The following is a 15,317-nucleotide window of genomic DNA, read 5'->3' as shown; positions in this document are numbered from 1 at the left end:
TCTTGATCCGAAACGTTTCGGATACAAACTTAAACGTTTCGGTTTTGTGATCGGGTTTAGAAATTTAGAGAAATTAGGCGGTTTCGCCCGGTGAGAAGGCGGGTTGCCACAACACCTGTAATCTGGCGATATCCTCGCCGCTGATCAGCTGACGAACCATATCGGCAATCTGTCTGCCCACCCCTTCACGGGTAGACTGGATCACTGCCGCCACCTCGGTAGTGACAATGCTGTCCTGCGGTAAACCGTCGTAAACAATCAGCGCCACAGGGTTGTCGCCCGTTAATCGTCCCCTCTGGGAAAGCGCCATCGCGGCCCCATCGCCGTGGGTATTACAGTCGGTAATAATCGCCGTTGGCGGTTCGGGTAAGGCCAACAGATCGCAGGTGGCGGTATACCCCTCGCGTCGGGAAGGAGGCATAGCGCGCAGCCATTCATCTGAGAGCCCCGCCTCCTGCAACGCATCAAGATAACCCTGGCGGCGCTGAGTGATAAAGGCCTGGTTATTACTCTCTCCCAGGAATGCGATACGCCGGTGGCCTTTGGCGATGAGCCAGCGGGTGGCCTGGTGGGTACCGGCATAGTTATCGAAATCAAACCAGGCGTAAGGCTGCGGTAGCTGGCTGCGGCCGAGGGCAAGGAAGGGGAAATTTGCCGCCTGCAGTTGCTCAAGACGCGGGTCGCGATCGAGGGTATGCGCCACGATTAACGCATCCACCCGGCGGCTCTGCACCATGCGCATATAGCTGTGTTTATCGGCCAGATCGTCATCGGCAATCAGCAGCAGGTCAATCTCATGTCGCGCCAGTTCGTGGCTAATTTCGCCGACCATATCCATAAAAACGCTGTTATTGAGCGGAACAGGATGTACCGGGAAGACCAGCCCAACCGCATCAATTTTGCCCATCTTCAGACGACGGGCAAAGGTATTGGGCCGGTAACCACGACGCTGAGCTTCCGCTTCCACGCGCGCACGCGTCTCGCGAGAAACGTCATCATATCCGTTGAGGGCACGACTCACGGTGGTGACCGAGAGCCCGAGTTCTTTGGCGATGGCTTTAAGCGACATGATTATCCGTGTCTTGAAAGTTAGTTCTGTTCCGCCACCATAAGCGCAAACGTATCTGGCTCAAGGGCTTTAAAAATATGCGGCCGATCGGCGGGATAACAAATGTAATCCCCTTCGCCCAGCTCTTCCGGCGCATCGGTCAGGCCCACCACTGCCCGTCCCTGAGTGATAACAATATGCTCAACCGAACCGGGTGGATGCGGATGCGAAATACGGTCTGCGCCCGGCTGAGCCGCCAGCATATAGATATCACGTCGTGCGCCTGGCGGGCAGGTGGCTAACAAAATTGCCTCATAGTTTGCCTGCTCGGCAATCACTTTCGTCCCTTCTCCCCGGCGAATAACCTGGGTAATAGGTTGCTGTGGCTCAAGCAAGCGCGCAAAGGGAATATCCAGTGCCACACAAAGTGACCATAAGGTCTCCAGACTGGGATTGCCGTTTCCGGACTCCAGCTGCGACAGGGTAGATTTGGCGATCCCGGCGCGGCGAGCAATTTCCGCCAGAGAAAGTCCGGTTCGCATACGTTCCCGCACCAGGCTTTTGGCGATTACGCTTATTGGCTGCGTCATAAAACGGCCTCGTGTTCTATAAATCGAACGAATCGTTCATCTTGATAAACTACAATGATGCGTTCATTATAATGGATATACGTTCGATATGGCTAAAATTGTATGAAACCACATTTCTCCTGCCTGAAAGGCGACACGATAAAGGCCATTCTGCTGGTTTGTCTGGCTGTTGGCGTTGTAGGGATGTCTTACGGCTCGTTGGCAATGGCGTATGGCTTCCCCCTCTGGGTACCGTTTTTGCTCTCCATTTCCGTGCTGGCGGGCGCCTCTGAATTTATGTTTATCGGGATTGTGGCCAGCGGCGGCAATCCACTCGCTGCCGCTGCCGCGGGTCTTCTGGTGAACGCGCGCCATGTGCCTTTTGGCGTTACCGTGCGCGAGCTGGTGGGCCAGCGCGGCGCGAGCTTGCTGGGTTGTCACATTATGAATGACGAGAGCGTGGTATTTGGCCTGTCACAAAAAACGCCAGAACAGCGCAAAGCGGCCTACTGGCTCTGCGGGCTGGGTGTGGCAATTATCTGGCCGCTGGGCACCCTGCTGGGGGCGATGGTCGGCAAACTGCTGCCAGAGCCGGAAACCATCGGGCTGGATGCAGTGTTTCCGGCCATTTTACTGGCGTTAGTGGTTCCCGCCTTTAAAAACCGCACCACGCTTATTCGTGCCTTTAGCGGGGCGGCGTTGTCGCTGGCTGCGGTACCCTTTGCGCCGGTGGGCCTGCCCGTCTTGCTCTCTCTGTTTGGCCTCGCCACGAGGAAGAAATAATGGAAAACATGACCGTCTTTATTCTTGGTATCGCCCTGCTGTCGGCGGGCACCTACCTGATGCGGCTTGGCGGGGCGAAACTTGGCAGTCGGTTAGCGTTATCTGAACGCTCCCAGGCGCTGCTGTCGGATGCAGCAACCGTATTGCTGTTTTCGGTGGCGCTGGCGACCACCTTCTATGAAGGAGAGCACTTTTCGGGGATGGCGCGGGTGTTGGGCGTGGCCTTTGCGGTATTCCTTGCCTGGCGCAAGGTGCCGTTGATTTTCGTGATCATCGCCGCGGCGGTGGTAACAGCGTTATTACGCCTGGCAGGCATAAACTAAAAAAGCGCCCCGGGGGCGCTCTTTCGACAAATGCTTTGCTCTTATTTATTCAGTTCTGCAGTCATGTGCACGCGGTTACCGGCGAAGGCCTGGGTAATGGTGTAAGAAGACGCACCGGCCTGCTGTGCCTGGGCGGCGATTTTCGCTTCAGCGCCGTCGATGGTACTGGCGGAGGCGGTAACCGACTGGGCAGCGAAAGAACCGAAAGAGGTAGTCAGAGCGATTACTGCAACAAAAGTTTTGATGCTTTTCATGATATAAACCCTTTAAGTTAGTTGTCTGTGTAAGGCGCCGTGCCTTGATGTGATAAATAATAGGCCTGAACATCAACAACTGAAAGCGGAAGGATTTGCTTTAATAAATCAAAATTACTGAACAATAAATCAGCGGATCGCCAAAACAAAAAAAGCGCCCCGGGGGCGCTCTTTCGACAAATGCTTTGCTCTTATTTATTCAGTTCTGCGGTCATGTGCACGCGGTTACCCGTGAAGGCCTGAGTGATGGTGTAAGAAGACGCACCGGCCTGCTGTGCCTGGGCGGCGATTTTCGCTTCAGCGCCGTCGATGGTGCTGGCGGAGGCGGTTATTGACTGGGCTGCGAAAGAACCGAAAGAGGTAGCCAGAGCGATTACTGCAACAAAAGTTTTGATGCTTTTCATGATATAAACCCTTTAAGTTAGTTGTCTGTGTAAGGCGTTGTGCCTTGATGTGATAAATAATAGGCCCTTACACGGACTACTGAAAGCGGAAGGATTTGCTCACAATATTCAAAATTACTGATTAACAATTAAGCGCTGCGGATGGGTATAGATTGTGGCTCTTCCCGGTTTGCAGAACCCTACCAGCGTCAGGTTGCAACGCTCGGCCACCTCTACCGCCAGGGTGGTGGCAGCGGATACCGCAAACACGATCTCAACGCCGCACATGGCCGCTTTTTGCACCATCTCGTAGCTGGCGCGGCTGGAAACTAACGCAGCTCCCTGCTGCCAGGCTTCACTCTCATTCACTCTGCGGCCCAGCAGTTTATCCAGTGCCACATGGCGTCCGACATCTTCATGCCCACCCGCGATCTCACCCGACGGCAATACCCAGGCGGCGGCATGTGTGCATCCGCTTAACTGCCCTATCGGTTGCACATCGTTGAGATGGTGGAGAGCATGATCAAGGTGAGTGAGTTCAAAACGCTGCGTAAAAGGCAGCGGCACCACGGGTTTGCCAATATCGTTAAGCTGTTCAACACCGCATACGCCGCAGCCGGTTCGCCCTGCCAGCGCACGTCGGCGCTCTTTGAGTCCCATAAAACGGCGGCTTGAGAGTTCGATTTGCACCTCAAGGCCGTTACAGGCCGGGACGACGTCCATGCCGTAGATCTCCTGCGGGTGCGTAATGATACCTTCCGATAATGAAAAACCGATGGCGAAAAGCTCCAGATCCTTAGGAGTGGCCATCATCACCACATGGGAAATGCCGTTGTAAACCAGTGCAACGGGTACCTCTTCTGCCAAAAAATCGGGGATCGCATCGTTAATATGAGGGGGTCTGTATACCCGTTGCTCAACCACGCCAGCAGGCAGCGATGAGGGGCGGATATCACGATTCGGTTTTGACACAACGTATTTCCTGAGCAACCACGAGGGAGAAGCCTGCTATTGCACCATAAAGTGCAGGCCTCGCGCATAGTATGGATCAACTTTTCAGCCTCCATTTATCCTCAGTTTACCTACTCCGTTCGGAGTGACACAACCCGGACGCATAAACATCCCCATAACATCAGGGGTTAATTTTGTGACTAATGTCACGCTTTATAATCAATATAGTGATAATACGTTCACTTTGTTTTAACGCCGTTGGAACAGGCGTACCGACATTGTGGTATTCTGGTCAAACCCCTCGTGTAAATGAGGGATTAACGCAAATTTTCTCATTTGCGGTTAATTCTTAACCGCAAAATAAAACTACAAAGCAATGTCGTAATGAACCAAGGAGTGACCCATGCAGGTCAGCAGAAGGCAGTTCTTTAAGATCTGCGCTGGCGGTATGGCAGGCACAACGGCAGCCGCGCTGGGCTTTGCCCCCGGCGTAGCGCTGGCGGAAACACGGCAGTACAAACTGCTGCGCACCCGCGAAACCCGTAATACCTGTACGTACTGCTCCGTCGGCTGTGGGCTGTTAATGTATAGCCTCGGCGACGGTGCCAAAAACGCCAAAGCATCTATTTTCCATATTGAAGGTGACCCGGATCACCCGGTCAACCGTGGCGCGCTATGCCCGAAAGGGGCAGGTCTGGTGGACTTTATCCACTCCGAAAGCCGTCTGAAATTCCCGGAATACCGCGCGCCAGGCTCCGATAAATGGCAGCAAATTAGCTGGGAAGAGGCGTTTGACCGCATCGCGAAACATATTAAAGAAGACCGCGATGCTAACTTTATTGAGAAGAACACAGACGGCGTCACCGTTAACCGCTGGCTTTCCACCGGAATGCTGTGTGCCTCGGCCTCCAGCAACGAAACCGGCTATTTAACCCAGAAATTCACGCGTGCACTCGGTATGCTCGCGGTCGACAACCAGGCGCGTGTCTGACACGGACCAACGGTAGCAAGTCTTGCTCCAACATTTGGTCGCGGTGCGATGACCAACCACTGGGTCGACATCAAGAACGCCAACCTTATTGTGGTGATGGGCGGTAACGCCGCTGAAGCGCACCCTGTCGGGTTCCGCTGGGCGATGGAAGCCAAAATCCACAACGGTGCGAAACTGATTGTGATCGATCCCCGCTTTACGCGTACAGCGTCAGTGGCGGATTTCTACACCCCTATTCGTTCAGGTACTGACATCACTTTCCTGTCAGGCGTATTGCTGTACCTGATGACCAACGAAAAATATAACCGCGAGTACACCGAAGCCTATACCAACGCCAGCCTGATCGTGCGTGAGGATTACCACTTCGAAGATGGCCTGTTCAGCGGTTACGACGCCGAAAAACGCAAATACGACAAAACCAGCTGGAACTACGAGCTGGATGAGAACGGCTTTGCGAAGCGCGATAAGACCCTGCAACACCCGCGCTGCGTGTGGAACCTGCTGAAAGAGCACGTCTCCCGCTATACGCCAGAAGTGGTCGAAAACATCTGCGGAACGCCAAAAGCGGACTTCCTGAAGGTGTGCGAGCTGATCGCCGAAACCAGCGCGAAAGACAAAACCGCGTCGTTCCTGTACGCACTCGGCTGGACGCAGCACTCCATCGGCGCGCAGAACATCCGTACCATGGCGATGGTTCAGTTGCTGCTCGGTAACATGGGGATGGCAGGCGGCGGCGTGAACGCCCTGCGCGGTCACTCCAACATTCAGGGTCTGACCGACCTCGGCCTGCTGTCGCAGAGCCTGACCGGTTATATGAACCTGCCAAGCGAAAAACAGACAGATTTGCAAACCTACCTGACGGCCAGCACGCCAAAACCGCTGCTCGAAGGCCAGGTGAACTACTGGGGCAACTATCCGAAGTTCTTCGTCTCGATGATGAAAGCCTTCTTCGGTGACAAAGCGACGGCGGAAAACAGCTGGGGCTTTGACTGGCTGCCGAAGTGGGACAAAGGCTACGACGTGCTTCAGTACTTCGAAATGATGCACCAGGGCCAGGTCAACGGCTACATCTGCCAGGGCTTTAACCCGGTGGCGTCGTTCCCGAACAAAAACAAGGTTGTCGAGTCCCTGTCGAAACTGAAGTTCCTGGTGACAATTGACCCGCTCAATACTGAAACCTCGACCTTCTGGCAAAACCACGGCGAGTCAAACGACGTCGATCCGTCAAAAATCCAGACCGAAGTGTTCCGTCTGCCTTCGACCTGCTTCGCGGAAGAGAACGGCTCTATCGTTAACTCCGGGCGCTGGCTGCAGTGGCACTGGAAAGGGGCGGACGCCCCGGGCATTGCCATGAACGACGGCGAGATCCTGGCCGGTATCTTCTTACGCCTGCGTAAGATGTACGCCTCTGAAGGCGGCGCGAATCCAGAGCCGGTGCTGAACATGACCTGGAACTACTCCACGCCGGAGAACCCATCCCCGGAAGAGGTGGCGATGGAGAGCAACGGTAAGGCGTTGGCGGACGTTATCGATCCTGCCACCGGTGTGGTTCTGGCGAAGAAAGGCGATCAGCTCAGTACCTTCGCGCACCTGCGCGACGACGGCACGACGTCCAGCGGCTGCTGGATCTTTGCCGGGAGCTGGACGCCGAAAGGTAACCAGATGGCCAACCGCGATAACGCCGACCCATCGGGCCTCGGCAATACGCTGGGCTGGGCATGGTCGTGGCCGCTGAACCGCCGCATTCTCTATAACCGTGCCTCCGCTGACCCGCAGGGTAACCCGTGGGATCCGAAGCGTCAGTTACTGAAGTGGGACGGCGCGAAGTGGGGCGGCGTGGATATTCCGGACTACAGCACCGCCGCACCAGGCAGCGATGTTGGGCCGTTTATCATGCAGCCTGAAGGGATGGGACGTCTGTTTGCTATCGATAAGATGGCGGAAGGGCCATTCCCGGAACACTACGAGCCGTTTGAGACGCCGCTGGGCACCAACCCGCTGCACCCGAACGTGGTCTCTAACCCGGCCGCACGTATCTTCAAGGGCGACTTTGAGGCGCTGGGTAAAAAAGACAAGTTCCCGTACGTGGGCACCACTTACCGTCTGACCGAGCACTTCCACTACTGGACCAAGCACGCGCTGCTTAACGCTATCGCGCAGCCAGAACAGTTTGTGGAGATCGGCGAGAAGCTGGCGAACAAGCTCGGCATTGCCCATGGCGATACCGTGAAAGTCTCCTCTAACCGTGGCTATATCAAGGCCAAGGCGGTGGTGACCAAGCGTATTCGCACGCTGAACGTTCACGGTCAGGAAGTGGATACCATCGGTATCCCGATTCACTGGGGTTACGAGGGCGTGGCGAAGAAAGGGTTTATTGCGAACACCCTGACGCCGTTCGTCGGTGATGCGAACACGCAGACGCCGGAGTTTAAGGCCTTCCTCGTGAACGTGGAAAAGGTGTAACGGAGACGACCTATGGCTTATCAATCTCAAGACATTATCCGTCGTTCCGCGACAAACAGTTTCACGCCCGCGCCTCAGGCGCGGGACCACCAGCAGGAAGTGGCAAAGCTTATCGACGTGACCACCTGTATCGGCTGTAAAGCCTGTCAGGTGGCCTGCTCGGAGTGGAACGATCTCCGCGACGAAGTGGGGCACAACGTTGGGGTGTACGACAACCCGGCAGACCTGACCGCCAAGTCCTGGACGGTGATGCGTTTCTCGGAAGTGGAGCAGAACGACAAACTGGAATGGCTGATCCGCAAAGATGGCTGTATGCACTGTGCGGATCCAGGCTGCCTGAAAGCCTGTCCGTCGGAAGGGGCTATCATTCAGTATGCCAACGGCATCGTCGACTTCCAGTCCGAGCAGTGCATTGGCTGCGGCTACTGCATCGCAGGCTGTCCGTTCGACGTGCCGCGACTGAACCCGGAAGACAACCGTGTCTACAAATGCACGCTGTGCGTTGATCGCGTTACCGTCGGCCAGGAGCCGGCATGCGTGAAGACCTGTCCAACGGGGGCTATCCACTTTGGTTCCAAAGAGGATATGAAGACGCTGGCGGCAGAGCGCGTGGGCGAGCTGAAAACCCGTGGTTACGACAACGCGGGCCTGTACGATCCGGCCGGGGTGGGCGGGACGCACGTCATGTACGTGTTGCACCACGCCGACAAGCCGAATTTGTATCATGGTCTGCCGGAGAACCCGGAAATCAGCGCCACGGTGAAGTTCTGGAAAGGCATCTGGAAACCGCTGGCAGCGGTCGGGTTTGCTGCCACCTTCGCAGCGAGCATCTTCCACTACGTCGGCGTCGGTCCGAACCGCGCGGAAGAGGAAGACGACAACCTGCATGAAGAGAAAGACGAGGTGCGCAAATGAGAAAACGTGACACCATCGTGCGCTATACCGCGCCGGAACGCATCAACCACTGGGTCACCGCCTTCTGCTTCATGCTGGCGGCGATAAGCGGACTGGGATTCTTCTTCCCGTCCTTCAACTGGCTGATGCAGATCATGGGAACACCACAGCTGGCGCGTATACTGCACCCGTTTGTTGGCGTCATCATGTTCGCGTCGTTCATCATTATGTTTTTCCGCTACTGGCACCATAACCTAATCAATCGGGATGATATCTTTTGGGCGAAGAATATTCGTAAGATCGTCGTCAACGAGGAAGTAGGTGATACCGGGCGTTATAACTTCGGCCAGAAATGCGTATTCTGGGCGGCGATTATCTTCCTGGTCCTGTTGTTGGTCAGCGGTGTGATCATCTGGCGTCCGTACTTTGCGCCTGCTTTCTCAATCCCGGTTATCCGATTCGCGCTGATGCTGCATTCATTTGCCGCAGTGGCGTTAATTGTGGTTATCATGGTGCATATTTACGCCGCCCTCTGGGTGAAAGGCACCATTACCGCGATGGTGGAAGGATGGGTAACCAGTACGTGGGCGAAGAAACATCACCCGCGCTGGTACCGTGAAGTCCGCCAGAAACAGGAAAAGTCATCTGAATGAGTATTCGCATAATCCCGCAAGATGAGCTGGGTTCGAGCGAGAAACGCACGGCGGATTACATTCCGCCGTTGTTATTCCCCAGACTCAAGAACCTCTATAACCGCCGCGCAGAGCGTCTGCGCGAACTGGCCGCGAGCAACCCACTGGGCGATTTTCTGCGCTTTGCGGCGCTGGTCGCCCATGCGCAGGAGGTGGTGCTGTACGACCATCCGCTGCAGATGGACCTCACCGCGCGCATTAAAGAGGCCAATGCGCAGGGCAAGCCGCCGCTGGATATTCATGTCCTGCCGCGCGACAAGCACTGGCATAAGTTGCTGCATTCGCTGATTGCCGAGCTGAAGCCGGAAATGAGCGGCACGGCGCTGGCGGTCATTGAGAACCTGGAAAAAGCCTCTGACCTGGAGCTGGAAGAGATGGCGAGCGCGCTGTTCGCCTCTGACTTCTCGCTGGTCAGCAGTGATAAAGCGCCGTTTATCTGGGCCGCGCTGTCGCTCTACTGGGCACAAATGGCCAGCCTGATTCCGGGCAAGGCTCGGGCCGAATACGGCGAAGCGCGCCAGTTCTGCCCGGTGTGTGGCTCTATGCCGGTCACCAGCATTGTGCAAATTGGTACCACGCAAGGGCTGCGTTATCTGCACTGCAACCTGTGCGAGACCGAGTGGCACGTGGTGCGTATCAAATGCAGCAACTGCGAGCAGACCCGCGATCTCAACTACTGGTCACTGGAAAACGAAGAGGCGGCGGTGAAAGCTGAAAGCTGCGGCGACTGTGGCACTTACCTGAAGATTCTGTATCAGGAAAAAGACCCGAAAGTTGAAGCCGTAGCGGACGATCTGGCAACGTTAGTGCTGGATGCGCGAATGGAGCAAGAAGGCTTTGGTCGCAGCTCGATTAACCCGTTTATGTTCCCGGGTGAAGGGGAGTAGCTTCCTGTAACAGCGCCGGGCGGCACAGAGTTGCCCGGCCTACAGGTGGTAAGGTGCCCTGAAAAATCCTGACTATTGCGTGAAATTAACGGGCAATTTTTGCTCTGCGCCGTGGCCAGAATAATGGCATCCGGCAGTTTCATTCCATGCTTCTCGCAGAGCATGACATTTCAGCCTGGTGGCGTTAGCCATTAAGGCGCTACTCTTCCTCGTTCCCGCCCTCTTCGTATGCGCCGTAAGGCTTCGCAGGCAGAACAATGTAAGTGCCTTCAAATACCGCGCCCGGGGTTTCATCGCCGAAAAGCTCGACCTGCATCTGCACGCGAGCTTTGCGGCCACGCGCCAGGCGGTCGAGATCGCCGCCGAGGGCGCCCAGATCGGCCACTGCGCTTGGCTTGCCGCTAATTGGCGCACTGTAGCGAATGTGGGCGTCTGCCAGGATGATGGTGCCGCCGAGGTGACGCTCACGCAGCATCAGCCAGATCAGTCCCCAGCCGGTGAGCGTTGCCAGCGAGAACAAGCTCCCGGCAAACAACGTATGGTGCGGGTTCTGGTTGCCGGTTTCCGGCATGGTGGTGATGAATTTTTGCCCGGTATACTGCTGGATACGTACGCCCATCTTTTCGCTGAGGGGGATATGTTGATACCAGGCCTGCTGCAGTTGTCCGCACCAGTCGGCACGGTGAAGAATATCGTCCAGGGTAGCGATAGGTTTGATCATCAAAAAGTGGCGGATCGGCGTGGTTTGCGGCGCGGTAATTTCGCCCTGATTAACAAAACCAAGCTTGGCGAAGAACTCCACGGCATCTTCGCGGGCGCTACAGGTGACGCGCTTAACCCCTTCCTGACGCGCAACGGACTCCAGGGTCATTGCCATCAGCGTGCCTAGCCCCTTGTCCTGAACGGAGGGGTGCACCGCCATAAAACGAATGGAGGCTTCATAATCTGCGTTGATATACAAACGCCCGACGGCGACCAGGTTACCCTCTTCATCGACCACCATCTGATGGTGCGCCATGGCATCCCAGGCATCGCGCTCTGAACCTTTCGGCTGATGTAACGGCTTGCGCAGCATCTCCCAGCGGAACTGGTAATAGACCTCTAACTCTTCTTCCGTTTGCGGTACTCGAAGGTGATACATAGGTGTACTCTCTCTTGTTAACCGCGGCCACGCCGCCAGTTGGCTCATACCTGCAGCCAGAAGGTGACAGGGCCATCGTTCACCAGCGAAACCTGCATATCTGCAGCGAATCGTCCGGTTTGCGTATGCATGTCTTGTTGGCGACAACGTTCAACAAAGTATTCATAGAGTGCTTCAGCACGATCGGGCGCAGCGCCTTTAGAAAAACTTGGGCGCATACCGCGCTCGGTATCGGCCGCCAGCGTAAACTGGGAAACGACCAGCACGCTGCCGCCTGCCTGCTGCACGTTGAGGTTCATCTTCCCGTCGGCATCGCTGAAGATGCGGTAACCCAGCACACGTTCACATAAGCGGTTGGCTTTTTGTTCGTCGTCATCCTTTTCGACACCTAACAACACCAAAAGTCCTGGGCCGATTTCACCCGTCACCTCGTCCTCCACGGTGACGCTGGCACGGGTTACGCGTTGAATCAATGCAATCATGGTTGGTCTGCTTCTCGTTGTTTTTCAGCCAGTGCTTCTTGTTTGAGTTCGCGGTAGACCCCGAGAGTGACAGTTATTTCGGCGCCTAGCAAGACGATACACCAGGTCCAGTAAACCCAGACAAACAAAATGGGGATCACTGCCAGTACGCCGTAAATCAGCTGGTAAGACGGGAACATCGTGATGTAAAGGGCAAAGCCTTTCTTACCCAATTCGAAGAGCACAGCCGCCACCAGCGCCCCCACGACAGCATCGCGGTTTGGCACGCGGGTCGTTGGCACGACGCTATAGAGCAGCCAGAAAGAGAGCCACGAGAGGATAAGGGGAAAGATCCGCAGCACATCATCAATCATACTGTTGAGATCGCTGGCCCAGCGTAGCGAGAGCAAATAGGAACTTATCGCCAGACTGGCACCCGCCAGCAGCGGCCCAAGGGTTAAGATCATCCAGTAGACGGCGAAAGAGTAGACCTTAGGGCGTGCTTTCTTACTTCTCCAGATAGTATTCAGCGCACTATCAATGGCATACATTAACAGTAATGCCGTAACGATCAGCCCGCATGCCCCTACCGCGGTCATCTTGCTGGAATTAGCGACAAACTGCTCAATATAATTCTGGATGACATCGCCGGTGGCGGGAATAAAGTTCGCAAAAACAAAATGCCGAAGTTGCAGGCTCACGTCCGAAAACATGGGAAAGGCGGAAAACAGGGCAAAAATAACGGCCACCAGCGGCACCAGAGACAACAGTGACACGTAGGCAAGGTTTCCCGCCAGGGTAGTCATGTTGTCCTCATCGATACGGTGCCAGAGGAGTTTTATCCAGGCCCGGAAAGGCCGAGTGTGGTGGTCCGCTTTTTGATGAACAGTTTTTAACATAACAGCTTCGCAAAGTAGTTCGGTATCGTCTCTTTTCCGGTCACCAGAATGGAAGTCATACCACACTGGCTAGCGCCCTCTATATTATCGGCGTTATCGTCAAAAAAGACGGCATCGCTGGCCGTGAAACCTTCTGCCTGCAGCACTGCCTGGTAGATTCGCGCTTCCGGTTTGCGCATGCCCATCTCCTGGGAGAGGTAAATGTGGTCTGCTGCGGCCTTCACTTCCGGATATTCGTCAGGCCAGAAGGTGGTATGCAGGCGGTTGGTATTCGACAGAATAACGACCCGATGTCCCTGTTCGCGAAGTTTATGCATGATGTCGATCACATCCGGGCGGATCGCGACAAATACCGCCTGCCACCCGAGTGAAAACTGTTCATAACTGAGGGGCAACTCCATTTCATGGCACAGTTTTTCAGCGAAGAGTTCGTCGCTAATTTCGCCGCGCTCATGCTGATGGAAGCTTTCGCCCATCGTGAAATTTTGCTTTAACGTCGCCAGCGGGACACGGCTCAGATCGCTCCATGCGCCCAGCACCCGATTAAAATCGATATCGACGATTACATTTCCTAAGTCAAAGATATAAAGCATGTTTATCTCCTTTTCGCCGTGAAAAGTAACTGTAGCGGGAAAGAGAAGGTTTGGCTATGCGCCAGATTCAGCTTAGAGAAAGGCACAGCCCGACCAGAATGTCGGGCCGTGAGAGGTATTAACCCGGCAGTGGGTCGCTCACGACAACCACTTCGACTTTGCTGGATCTGAGATGGGTTTGCAGCGCGGCACCCGGGCCTTCGTCGGTGAAGAGCGCTGTCGCCTGTGCCACGTTGCCAATCTCGACCGCAGCCGAGGCGTGGTACTTGGTGTGATCGGCCGCCAGCAAAATGTGTCGGGCGTGGGCCATCATCGTTTTCACCACGCTGGCCTCGTTGACATCAAACTCCAACATCGCACCGTCCTGCTCAATCGCCCCGACGCTGGTGACCAGGTAATCCGCCCGAAAGCCCGAGACAAACGCCGTGGCGGCAGCCCCGATGATGCCCCCGTTATGCGGGCGCAAGGTCCCGCCCGGCACCATCACCTCAAAGCGCGGATTTTTGTAGAGAATGTGCGCCACCCGCAGGCTGTTGGTGATGATGCGCAGGTGGTTATGGTTGAGCAACGCCCGCGCAACGTGCTCCACCGTTGTACCAATGGTGATAAACACGGTAGACCCATCGGGAATGTAATCGGCTATGGCTTCGGCAATGGCCCGCTTCTCTTCCGTCAGGGAGACTTCGCGCTGTTCAAAGGCCGTGTTGACCACGCTTGACGCCCGCCCCGCGCCACCGTGATGACGCGTGATCAGCCCCTGCTCGCTCAGCTTACGAATGTCCCGTCGTATCGTCTGCGTCGAGACATCCAGCAGCTGCGCCAGTTCATCGATGTTCATATAGCCACGTTCAGCGATAAGCGTAAGCAGCCGATCGTGACGCGGGTTACCGGTCAATTCGGTAAGGCTCATGGGTTGTCCTTTGAAAACCATCACGTTGAGCATTTTATACAAAAAGTGACAAGAAAGAGCGGGTTTGATCACAGTCGGGGATCCCCGCACGTCCACCGGGGCGGGTACACTTCAGCGCCGCGACCGCGCTGGCAAAGCGCACGGCGTCCTGTGCAGGCGCGCGCTGCGCCAGGCTGACCGCCAGCGCACCGTGAAAAACATCCCCCGCGCCCGTGGTATCCACCACATCCACGCTGAATCCTGGCTGATGGCAAAGCTGCCCACTCTCCAGCCAGTAGCACCCTTCACTGCCCTGGGTCACGTAAATATGACCATTTGTGAGCATTTGTGCTTGTTTAAGCGCCTCTACGGTATTCTCCCGCTGCGCTAAACGCCGCAGGCCCGGTGCGGAAAAGGCCGCATGGTCGCTTAGCGCAATCAGCTCCGCAATGTCCTGCGGCGTGACGTCCGCATCAAGCAGGGTTGGCACCCCCAGCTGGCGCGCCAGGGTGAACGCCTGCCTGGCACCGTCGTGCCAGCGCACGTCCGCCAGCACCATATCCCACTGTGAAAAATCGATATCTGCAAGCCAGTCCGCGTCTGGCGGAAGGTCAGGGCTGGGGTAGTTAGCGATAATCCGCTCCCCGTTCGCATCCACCAGTACCGCCGATTGCGAAGAGCGCGCCCCCTTCACCACGCGGGTAAAACGCGTCTTCACCCCCAGGGACTCCAGCTCCGCAAGCAGGCGGTTGCCGGTATCGTCATCACCCACCCGGCCAATAAAGTCCACGCTTGCCCCGAGCTTCGCTGCAGCCACCGCCGCCGTTGCCGCCGGGCCGCCGCCCACTTCCGTATAGTTTTGCGCGACATACTTTCCCCCTTCTTTCGGCAAATCATCGAGATACCAGATGCGATCCAGCACGGTAATGCCGACACAAACGATGCGAGTCATGGTCAATCCTTATGCGTTTTCTGATGCTCTCATTTTAATTTCACCAAATGTTTAAAAAGTGACCCGTGTCAATTTTTCGACTATAAATTACAAATACGATCAAAAACAGACAACAAAAACGCGCAATACTTGACACGATGTGAC

General features: G+C 55.8%; 17 protein-coding genes and 1 pseudogene. 6 read left to right on the top strand and 12 right to left on the bottom strand.

The annotated features are described in order from the left end of the window. Nucleotides 1-73: 73 nt before the first annotated feature. Both B2Q93_RS03605 and B2Q93_RS03600 read right to left on the bottom strand, forming a co-directional pair. Nucleotides 74-1,069 (bottom strand): LacI family DNA-binding transcriptional regulator, encoded by a 996-nt coding sequence (locus tag B2Q93_RS03605; RefSeq protein WP_207292649.1) that lies wholly within the window; start codon nt 1,067-1,069, stop codon nt 74-76. Nucleotides 1,070-1,089: 20 nt separating this feature from the next. Beyond that, complete coding sequence (locus B2Q93_RS03600; RefSeq protein ID WP_046886190.1) at nt 1,090-1,638, bottom strand: helix-turn-helix domain-containing protein; 549 nt, start codon at nt 1,636-1,638, stop codon at nt 1,090-1,092. Between the two features lie 102 nt (nt 1,639-1,740). Between B2Q93_RS03600 and B2Q93_RS03595 the strand changes: the two genes are divergently transcribed. Then, complete coding sequence (locus tag B2Q93_RS03595) at nt 1,741-2,400, top strand: AzlC family ABC transporter permease (RefSeq protein ID WP_040077975.1); 660 nt, start codon at nt 1,741-1,743, stop codon at nt 2,398-2,400. Beyond that, nucleotides 2,400-2,723, top strand: coding sequence for an AzlD domain-containing protein (locus tag B2Q93_RS03590; protein ID WP_040077973.1), 324 nt, complete (start codon nt 2,400-2,402; stop codon nt 2,721-2,723). Before B2Q93_RS03595 ends, B2Q93_RS03590 begins: the two co-directional genes overlap by 1 nt. A 41-nt stretch (nt 2,724-2,764) precedes the next feature. Here B2Q93_RS03590 and B2Q93_RS03585 read toward each other — a convergent pair whose 3' ends face one another. From B2Q93_RS03585 to fdhD, 3 genes are all read right to left on the bottom strand, one after another. Further along, the gene (locus tag B2Q93_RS03585; protein ID WP_286809601.1) at nt 2,765-2,977 is read right to left on the bottom strand and encodes a YdgH/BhsA/McbA-like domain containing protein; all 213 of its coding nucleotides are present in this window, start codon (nt 2,975-2,977) and stop codon (nt 2,765-2,767) included. Between the two features lie 191 nt (nt 2,978-3,168). Then, entirely contained in the window at nt 3,169-3,381 is a 213-nt protein-coding gene (locus B2Q93_RS03580) for a YdgH/BhsA/McbA-like domain containing protein (protein ID WP_040077971.1), read from the bottom strand. Between the two features lie 114 nt (nt 3,382-3,495). Further along, entirely contained in the window at nt 3,496-4,332 is an 837-nt protein-coding gene (fdhD, locus tag B2Q93_RS03575) for a formate dehydrogenase accessory sulfurtransferase FdhD (protein ID WP_233804103.1), read from the bottom strand. 382 nt (nt 4,333-4,714) lie between these two features. Between fdhD and fdnG the strand changes: the two genes are divergently transcribed. The 4 genes from fdnG to fdhE are packed head-to-tail and all read left to right on the top strand — an operon-like array spanning nt 4,715 to nt 10,238. Then, the gene (gene fdnG / locus B2Q93_RS03570) at nt 4,715-7,765 is read left to right on the top strand and encodes a formate dehydrogenase-N subunit alpha (RefSeq protein WP_212478581.1); all 3,051 of its coding nucleotides are present in this window, start codon (nt 4,715-4,717) and stop codon (nt 7,763-7,765) included. Nucleotides 7,766-7,777: 12 nt separating this feature from the next. After that, complete coding sequence (fdxH, locus tag B2Q93_RS03565) at nt 7,778-8,680, top strand: formate dehydrogenase subunit beta (protein WP_010436855.1); 903 nt, start codon at nt 7,778-7,780, stop codon at nt 8,678-8,680. Beyond that, complete coding sequence (gene fdoI / locus B2Q93_RS03560) at nt 8,677-9,312, top strand: formate dehydrogenase cytochrome b556 subunit (protein WP_008501832.1); 636 nt, start codon at nt 8,677-8,679, stop codon at nt 9,310-9,312. The genes fdxH and fdoI overlap by 4 nt, the downstream gene beginning before the upstream one ends. After that, nucleotides 9,309-10,238 (top strand): formate dehydrogenase accessory protein FdhE, encoded by a 930-nt coding sequence (gene fdhE, locus B2Q93_RS03555; RefSeq protein WP_286931826.1) that lies wholly within the window; start codon nt 9,309-9,311, stop codon nt 10,236-10,238. The genes fdoI and fdhE overlap by 4 nt, the downstream gene beginning before the upstream one ends. Before the next feature lie 56 nt (nt 10,239-10,294). Here the strand turns inward: fdhE and B2Q93_RS21220 are convergent. From B2Q93_RS21220 to B2Q93_RS03525, 7 genes and pseudogenes are all read right to left on the bottom strand, one after another. Beyond that, nucleotides 10,295-10,408: pseudogene (locus B2Q93_RS21220) on the bottom strand (PIN domain-containing protein); the annotation flags it as partial. 29 nt (nt 10,409-10,437) lie between these two features. After that, nucleotides 10,438-11,379, bottom strand: a complete 942-nt coding sequence (fabY, locus tag B2Q93_RS03550) for a fatty acid biosynthesis protein FabY (protein ID WP_046886185.1) — start codon at nt 11,377-11,379, stop codon at nt 10,438-10,440. 44 nt (nt 11,380-11,423) lie between these two features. Then, nucleotides 11,424-11,861 (bottom strand): D-aminoacyl-tRNA deacylase, encoded by a 438-nt coding sequence (gene dtd, locus B2Q93_RS03545; protein WP_040077961.1) that lies wholly within the window; start codon nt 11,859-11,861, stop codon nt 11,424-11,426. After that, entirely contained in the window at nt 11,858-12,739 is an 882-nt protein-coding gene (locus B2Q93_RS03540) for a virulence factor BrkB family protein (RefSeq protein WP_046886184.1), read from the bottom strand. The genes dtd and B2Q93_RS03540 overlap by 4 nt, the downstream gene beginning before the upstream one ends. After that, nucleotides 12,733-13,332: a glucose-1-phosphatase gene (gene yihX / locus B2Q93_RS03535; protein WP_040077957.1), complete on the bottom strand. Its 600-nt coding sequence runs from the start codon at nt 13,330-13,332 to the stop codon at nt 12,733-12,735. The genes B2Q93_RS03540 and yihX overlap by 7 nt, the downstream gene beginning before the upstream one ends. 118 nt (nt 13,333-13,450) lie before the next feature. After that, complete coding sequence (locus B2Q93_RS03530; RefSeq protein WP_286931825.1) at nt 13,451-14,242, bottom strand: DeoR/GlpR family DNA-binding transcription regulator; 792 nt, start codon at nt 14,240-14,242, stop codon at nt 13,451-13,453. Nucleotides 14,243-14,276: 34 nt separating this feature from the next. Continuing rightward, nucleotides 14,277-15,173 carry a sugar kinase gene (locus B2Q93_RS03525; protein WP_286931824.1) on the bottom strand — a complete coding sequence of 299 codons (897 nt, stop codon included), beginning with the start codon at nt 15,171-15,173 and terminating at the stop codon, nt 14,277-14,279. Nucleotides 15,174-15,317 lie beyond the last annotated feature (144 nt).

It is taken from the genome of Leclercia sp. UBA5958 (assembly GCF_002430365.1).
Taxonomy (GTDB): Bacteria; Pseudomonadota; Gammaproteobacteria; order Enterobacterales; family Enterobacteriaceae; genus Enterobacter; species Enterobacter pneumoniae.
The sequence above is the reverse complement of the archived record's forward strand: the minus strand, read 5'-3'. Positions and strand labels throughout refer to the sequence as shown.

Excerpts from the sequence above, each read along its gene's own strand:
- B2Q93_RS03605 (WP_207292649.1), bottom strand. The coding sequence starts at position 1,069 with ATGTCGCTTAAAGCCATCGCCAAAGAACTCGGGCTCTCGGTCACCACC.
- B2Q93_RS03600 (WP_046886190.1), bottom strand. The coding sequence starts at position 1,638 with ATGACGCAGCCAATAAGCGTAATCGCCAAAAGCCTGGTGCGGGAACGT.
- B2Q93_RS03595 (WP_040077975.1), top strand. The coding sequence starts at position 1,741 with ATGAAACCACATTTCTCCTGCCTGAAAGGCGACACGATAAAGGCCATT.
- B2Q93_RS03590 (WP_040077973.1), top strand. The coding sequence starts at position 2,400 with ATGGAAAACATGACCGTCTTTATTCTTGGTATCGCCCTGCTGTCGGCG.
- B2Q93_RS03585 (WP_286809601.1), bottom strand. The coding sequence starts at position 2,977 with ATGAAAAGCATCAAAACTTTTGTTGCAGTAATCGCTCTGACTACCTCT.
- B2Q93_RS03580 (WP_040077971.1), bottom strand. The coding sequence starts at position 3,381 with ATGAAAAGCATCAAAACTTTTGTTGCAGTAATCGCTCTGGCTACCTCT.
- fdxH (WP_010436855.1), top strand. The coding sequence starts at position 7,778 with ATGGCTTATCAATCTCAAGACATTATCCGTCGTTCCGCGACAAACAGT.
- fdoI (WP_008501832.1), top strand. The coding sequence starts at position 8,677 with ATGAGAAAACGTGACACCATCGTGCGCTATACCGCGCCGGAACGCATC.
- fdhE (WP_286931826.1), top strand. The coding sequence starts at position 9,309 with ATGAGTATTCGCATAATCCCGCAAGATGAGCTGGGTTCGAGCGAGAAA.
- fabY (WP_046886185.1), bottom strand. The coding sequence starts at position 11,379 with ATGTATCACCTTCGAGTACCGCAAACGGAAGAAGAGTTAGAGGTCTAT.
- dtd (WP_040077961.1), bottom strand. The coding sequence starts at position 11,861 with ATGATTGCATTGATTCAACGCGTAACCCGTGCCAGCGTCACCGTGGAG.
- B2Q93_RS03540 (WP_046886184.1), bottom strand. The coding sequence starts at position 12,739 with ATGTTAAAAACTGTTCATCAAAAAGCGGACCACCACACTCGGCCTTTC.
- yihX (WP_040077957.1), bottom strand. The coding sequence starts at position 13,332 with ATGCTTTATATCTTTGACTTAGGAAATGTAATCGTCGATATCGATTTT.
- B2Q93_RS03530 (WP_286931825.1), bottom strand. The coding sequence starts at position 14,242 with ATGAGCCTTACCGAATTGACCGGTAACCCGCGTCACGATCGGCTGCTT.
- B2Q93_RS03525 (WP_286931824.1), bottom strand. The coding sequence starts at position 15,173 with ATGACTCGCATCGTTTGTGTCGGCATTACCGTGCTGGATCGCATCTGG.